Source organism: Frankia torreyi (assembly GCF_000948395.1).
Lineage (GTDB): Bacteria > Actinomycetota > Actinomycetes > Frankiales > Frankiaceae > Frankia > Frankia torreyi.
The window spans coordinates 23,949-29,948 of sequence record NZ_JYFN01000075.1; the positions used below are offsets into that span (position 1 = coordinate 23,949).

Here is a 6,000-nt window from a genome sequence, read left to right on the forward strand (position 1 = left end):
GCGGCGCAGCGATGACGGAGAGCCACGCTCGACGGGCGGCCATGGAGGCGGCGCTCGCGGAGTTCATGAAAAGCAACCGCATCGCCACCATCGGCGAACTCGGCGTCGCGGCTCTTCTCCGCACCGATGCGATCGCTGCTGTGGAACGGGCGCAGGCCCAGGCCGAGGAGGCGGTGCAGGCCGCGGTCCGGCAGGGACACGATCTCGTCGAGGCCGCTCGAGAGAGCGCCCACCAGGCCGCGCTCGCGTACGAGGCTCAGTATCAGGCCGCGCTCGACGTCGGCTGGAACACCGACGAGCTCGAGCGCATGGGATATCTGCCCGATGCGGACATCACCTCCGAGCCGCCCGCGGCGGGTGCGGGCACGCAGGCAGACCCGGTCGATTCGGCCGGCGGGCGGGCGCCCGCGGAGCGGCGTTCGACGGTGCAGCGGCGTCCGGCGGTCGCGCGCCGAGCCACCACCTCCCCGGCCAACGCCACGCGGCGCCAGCCGGCGCCCGACGGCCCGCCGCGCGTGAGTTTGTCCGGCCTGCCGGGGCTCCGCCCGCAGTGGCCACCGATCAGCCCACGGCGTGACGGAACCTACGAGCCGGCCAATCCCCCTGACGTACCCGATACCTCCGATGTTCCGGAATCGCCCTCGCCGTAAGTCGGCGCTCTTTCCCGGCACACCCCCGATGCCGACCGGCAGGGGCTGGGGTGGATGGCGGCCGTCCCGCCCGTTCAGGGCAGCGTGATCAGGCTACGGAAGTTGTCGGACATCAGCTTCTTCTTGTCCACCGAACTCAGCTCGGCGATGTCCGCGATGAAGTCCGTGGGCCGAGCGAAACCCTCGGGATGCGGCCAGTCCGAACCGAACAGGACGCGATCCACGCGCATGTGATCCAGGAGAACGGTCAGGTTGTCCTCCTGGAACGGCGCGACATAGACGTGCTCGTGGAACGTCTCCACCGGGTCTGCACCGAAGGCGTACGGAATCTTGCGGTAGGACTGGCGGAGCCGCCGAAGCAGTTCGGGCACCCAGCCGGAGCCCAGCTCGATGGAGGCGAAGCGCAGGCGCGGATGCCGGTCGAACAGGCCGTGGCAGATCGCGGCGGCGATCGTCTCGGTGATGGGGCGCTCAATGTGCACCGACAGGACCTCGGCCAGCGCCGAGGTGCTTTCGCTGGCGAACTGGACGCGCTCGCCCCAGGCCCGCACGTGTCCGGCGTACCCCGAGTCGGCCGCGTGGAAGGCGACCGCCACGTCCGCGTCCTCACACATCGACCAGAAGCGGTCGTGCACCGGATCCGCGGGCGACCGGTTTCCGTACGGACCCACGACCGGGGCAGGACGGAGCACGATCGCCCTGGTCCCGCGTTCGATCACCCAGCGAAGCTCCTCCTCGGCGAGATGGGGGTCCATGAGGCTCAGGACCGGCGGAGCGATGATCACTTTGTCGCGGGCGAAGCCCCACTCCTCGTCGATCCACGAGTTGAGCGCGTGGAGGACGGCGAACAGCGCCGGGGGGTTGTCGGTGAGCAGTTCCTCGAGACCAAGCGCGAGCGTCGGCAGCAGAAATGCACCCGCCACCCCCTGGTCCGCCATGACGACGGCACGCTCGGCTCGACGAGTGTACTCGGGACGGATCGGTTCCATCCGCCCCATCATCTTCTTGAAGCTCTGGCCCTCGGTGTTCTCGCCGCGGAAGTAGGCCGCGAGTGCGCCGGGCTTTCCCACCGGGTCGAAGGTGGGATTGGAGATCATCCTGAAGACTTTGTCGCCGACTAACAACTGGGTGCGGCCGTTATTCTTGTCCGTGACCCAGCGAAACGCATATGAATACCTCGGATCCAGGTGCCGAGTGAAGCTGTCGGCAACTTCGTAGTAATGCTGGTCGGCATCATAGACCGAGAAGTCGATCGGCGTGGCGGCGGTCATTCTCTCACTCCGTTTCCCGGGTTTTCGGTGGGTGCGCTCATGAACGGGCCCCGGCCGGGGCCAGACCGAGGAGGGCTACCACGGGCGAGTCCGGCACGCAGCCTTCGACGATGGCCTTGCGGCCGGCGAACAGCCAGGTGCCGGCGGACTCGACGATCTCGTCGCGGTAGGTCCCCCAGTGGTCCAGGCCGCGGGTCCCGACGAACTGGAAGCAGGCGTAGGTCGAGGCTCCACCGTCGGGACGGGGATCGACGTAGATCGAGCCGAGGTAGTGGCGGGCCGGCATGAGGTCGGCCGCGATGAAACTGTCCTTGGTGTCACGGAAGAACTCCAGGACGCCGGCCGGCCCGCGGTGCCGTCCGGTGTTGTTCTCAAACACGGCATCGGCGGTGAACAGCTGGGACAACTGCCGGATCTTGCCCGAGTCGGCGAGAAACTGGTACTTGGCCAGCAGGTCGGCGACCCCCACCCGCGTGCGAACCTCTTCGTTTGTCACAACGCTCCAGACGTGGCCGGTAGGGACATGGGAACCCCGTTCGCCGGGTCGGGCCGGTCGGGCCCCGACACGTCTTCCGCGGCCGGAGCATGCCCGTCGGCGCGGCGCTCGGAACGGTCTGGTGACCCAGGCAGACAGCCGCCCGCAGCGACGAACGATCGGCACGGCGACCGCTGACGTGGCCCGCCACGCTGGTGGCCGCCCACCCTCCTATCATCTAGATGATAGTGGCGGCGACAGCGTCCCGCAAGCACGACAGTGAGCGCCCCGCAGGCCACCCACTGACCCGGACCGGCGAACTGACGGCGCCTATCGTCTAGCTGATGGTCCTGCAGATCATCGATAAGACCGCACCAAAAGGGATAGTCCGCCGGGCGCGGGGCAACACCGCGAAATGACCTTCTACGGCATCCCATCGTCCCCCGAGCAGATCTCACCGAGCGGCCTGCTGGAGGCTGTCACAGCGGCGCGGCAGGCCGGATTTCCCTCGGCCAGGCCGCAGGACGAGTTCATCGACGCCTTCGCCGCCCGGGTGCTGCCCGCACCGCACCACGACGAAGGCTGAGGCGGGCGACGATGCGACTGAGCCGGACCGCCGACCTGTGGTGGAAGAACGCCGTCATCTACTGCCTGGACGTGGAGACCTTCGCCGACGGCAACGGCGACGGCTGCGGCGACTTCCGCGGTCTCACCCAACGGGTCGACTACCTGCACGAACTCGGGGTCACCTGCATCTGGCTGATGCCCTTCTACCCGTCGCCCGACCGGGACGACGGCTACGACATCACCGACTTCTACGGCGTCGACCCCCGGCTGGGCACCCACGGCGACCTGGTGGAGTTCCTCCTGGTGGCCCGCGACCGGGGCATCCGGGTCATCGCCGACCTGGTCGTCAACCACACCTCCGACCAGCACCCCTGGTTCGTCAGCGCCCGCAGCAGCCGGGATTCCCCGTACCGCAGCTACTACGTCTGGCGGGACGAACCCCCGGCCGACGGCCCGTCCGACGTCGTCTTCCCCGATCAGGAGGACAGCGTCTGGCAGTACGACGACGCCGCCGGTCAGTACTACCTGCACCGTTTCTACAAGCACCAGCCCGACCTGGACGTGGCGAACCCCGCGGTACGCGACGAGATCGCGCGGATCATGGGCTTCTGGATCGAGCTCGGCCTGTCCGGTTTCCGGGTGGACGCGGTGCCGTTCCTGCTGGAGACCGACGGCGCCCCCGACGCGGCGGAACTACCCGACCCGCACGAGTACCTGCGCGATCTGCGCGCCTTCATCTCCCGCCGCGACGGGGAGGTGATCCTGCTCGGCGAGGTCAACCTCCCCTACGACGACACCCGCCGGTTCTTCGGTGACGAGGACGGCGACGAGCTCACAATGTGCTTCGACTTCCCCGGCATGCAGCGGCTCTACCTGGCGCTGGCCCGCCACGACGCGACACCGCTGCTCGCGGCGCTGCGCGACCGTCCGCCCGCGCCGAAGGACGGCCACTGGGCGACGTTCGTCCGCAACCACGACGAGCTCACCCTGGACAAACTCGACGACGGCGAGCGCCAGGAGGTGTTCGCCGCCTTCGGCCCGCGCGAGGAGATGCAGCTCTACGGCCGAGGTCTGCGCCGACGCCTGCCCCCGATGCTCGACGGCGACCCCGCCCGCATCCGCATGGTCTACAGCCTGCTGTTCGCCCTGCCCGGCACGCCGACGCTCTTCTACGGCGAGGAGATCGGGATGGGCGAGAACCTCGACATCCCCGGCCGGGAGGCGGTCCGGGTCCCGATGCAGTGGTCCGACGGCCCGAACGGCGGCTTCTCGACCGTGGACCCGGACGCGGAGTCGGACCGCCTGCCCGCCCCCGTCGTGCAGGGCGAGTACGGCCCGGCCAAGGTCAACGTGGCGGCCCAGCGCCACGATCCCACCTCGCTGTTCTCCTGGGTGGCCGCGCTGGTCCGCCGCTACCGGCAGTGCCCCGAGCTGGCCTGGGGCGCCGGCTCGACCCTCGACCACGACACCGCGTCCGTGCTGGCGCACTGGACGGAGCACGAGGGACGGGCCGTCCTCACCCTGCACAACTTCGCGGCCTCGCCGACGAACGTCACGCTCACGCTGCCGGAGGTCGGCGCGGGCACCCGGTTCGTCGAGCTGCTCGGCGAGCAGGCCGGTGCCGTCCGGACCGTGGACGACGACGGGAGCCTGCGCCTGGACCTCGACGCCTACGCCGCCCACTGGCTGCGCACCGAAGGCTGAGCGCCACCCCGACCGGTTCGCGGCCGACCCACGGGTCGGGCGGCTTTCCTCTCCTACCGGCTATGACCCGTTAATCAACCCTTTGACGGGCATAACCTGCGTGAGCAGGTGGCGAGGAGATGGCGAGGGTGGGTCTGGTGGCTCAGAGCGAGCGAGGCGCGGCCGAGCCGCCCGGGAAACGGCGCCCACGACGCCCCCGAGCACGGCGTTCAGAACAGGCACAGCGCCCAAGGCGCCCACGGCGGGCGACGAAGTCCGCGGTGGCCGATGCGCACGCCACGCGGGAGACGACGGTGACCGCGTCCGACGGGGTGCGGCTGCACGTCACCGAGGTCGGGCCGCCGGGCGCCGCGCTGACGCTGGTCTTCGTTCACGGCTTCTGCATGACCGCGGACGCCTGGCACTTCCAGCGCCGAGACCTCGCCGACCTGGGCCGCACGGTCTGCTACGACCAGCGCGCGCACGGCCGGTCCGACCCGTCCGACGCCGAGCACTGCACCATCGCGCAGCTCGCCGACGACCTGCATCGGGTCCTCGACGACCGGGTGCCGACCGGCCCGGTCGTGCTCATCGGCCACTCGATGGGCGGGATGACCGTCCTCGGCCTGGCCGAGACGCACCCGGAGCTGTTTGGCGACCGGATCATCGCGGTGGCCCTGCTGTCCACGAGCGCGGGCGAGCTGACCCGCCTGGCGTTCGGACTGCCGGCCGCCGTCACCGCGGCGGCGCGCCGCGTCCTGCCCGGGGTTGCCGTCGGGATGCGGCACGCCCCGTCGCTGCTGGAGCGGATCCGCTGGCGGGGCAGCGGCGTGTCGCGGGCGCTGACCCGCCGGGTCGGCTTCGGCTCGACCCAGGTTCCGGAGCCGGTGGTCGATGCCCTGGAGGAGATGATCGCGAGCACCCCGATTCCCGTGGTGGGTGCCTTCCTGCCCACCCTGCTCGACCACGATCGGCTGGCCGCCGCCGCGGCGCTGCGCGACGTCCCCACCCTGCTGCTCGTCGGCGACGCCGACGTGATGACCCCCCTGGAGCACAGCCGCACGCTGGCCAAGGCCCTACCCAAGGCCGAACTCTGGGTCGAGAAGGGTGCCGGCCACGCCGTCATCCTGGAACGCCCCCACAAGGTCAGCGCCCGCATCCGCGAGCTGGTGGCCCGCGCTCGGCCCGCCCGGCGGACCTTCCCGCACCGCACGAAGCTGACACTGCGCATCCCCAAGGCCGCGCGAGCAGGCAAGCGCGCCTAGTAGACCGTCGCCACTAATGTTTGGGGTATAGGTGGCGGAGTTTGGTGCGGGCGTCGGCGGTGGTGAAGTGCCAGTGGACTTGGCGCTGG

General features: G+C 70.1%; 6 protein-coding genes. 4 read left to right on the forward strand and 2 right to left on the reverse strand.

What is annotated here, in order from left to right; all coding sequences use genetic code 11:
• Positions 1-11: 11 nt before the first annotated feature.
• Entirely contained in the window at positions 12-650 is a 639-nt protein-coding gene (locus FF36_RS27780) for a hypothetical protein (protein WP_128423411.1), read from the forward strand.
• Between the two features lie 74 nt (positions 651-724).
• Here the strand turns inward: FF36_RS27780 and FF36_RS27785 are convergent, their stop codons facing one another.
• Together FF36_RS27785 and FF36_RS27790 are read right to left on the reverse strand one after the other, a co-directional pair.
• Complete coding sequence (locus tag FF36_RS27785) at positions 725-1,921, reverse strand: amidohydrolase family protein (RefSeq protein ID WP_044888158.1); 1,197 nt, start codon at positions 1,919-1,921, stop codon at positions 725-727.
• 37 nt (positions 1,922-1,958) lie between these two features.
• Positions 1,959-2,417: a nuclear transport factor 2 family protein gene (locus FF36_RS27790; RefSeq protein WP_044888159.1), complete on the reverse strand. Its 459-nt coding sequence runs from the start codon at positions 2,415-2,417 to the stop codon at positions 1,959-1,961.
• Positions 2,418-2,811: 394 nt separating this feature from the next.
• On the opposite strand from FF36_RS27790, the gene FF36_RS35670 reads away from it, so the two are divergent.
• From FF36_RS35670 to FF36_RS27800, 3 genes are all read left to right on the forward strand, one after another.
• Positions 2,812-2,982 carry a hypothetical protein gene (locus FF36_RS35670; protein ID WP_157867010.1) on the forward strand — a complete coding sequence of 57 codons (171 nt, stop codon included), beginning with the start codon at positions 2,812-2,814 and terminating at the stop codon, positions 2,980-2,982.
• An 11-nt stretch (positions 2,983-2,993) separates the two neighbouring features.
• Positions 2,994-4,667, forward strand: coding sequence for an alpha-amylase family protein (locus tag FF36_RS27795; RefSeq protein ID WP_044888160.1), 1,674 nt, complete (start codon positions 2,994-2,996; stop codon positions 4,665-4,667).
• Between the two features lie 260 nt (positions 4,668-4,927).
• On the forward strand, positions 4,928-5,911 hold the full coding sequence (locus FF36_RS27800) for an alpha/beta fold hydrolase (RefSeq protein WP_044888161.1): 984 nt from the start codon (positions 4,928-4,930) through the stop codon (positions 5,909-5,911).
• Positions 5,912-6,000: the final 89 nt, after the last annotated feature.

Bases quoted from the DNA above. Each gene is read 5' to 3' on its own strand.
- FF36_RS27780 (WP_128423411.1), top strand. From the start codon at position 12: ATGACGGAGAGCCACGCTCGACGGGCGGCCATGGAGGCGGCGCTCGCG.
- FF36_RS27785 (WP_044888158.1), bottom strand. From the start codon at position 1,921: ATGACCGCCGCCACGCCGATCGACTTCTCGGTCTATGATGCCGACCAG.
- FF36_RS35670 (WP_157867010.1), top strand. From the start codon at position 2,812: ATGACCTTCTACGGCATCCCATCGTCCCCCGAGCAGATCTCACCGAGC.
- FF36_RS27795 (WP_044888160.1), top strand. From the start codon at position 2,994: ATGCGACTGAGCCGGACCGCCGACCTGTGGTGGAAGAACGCCGTCATC.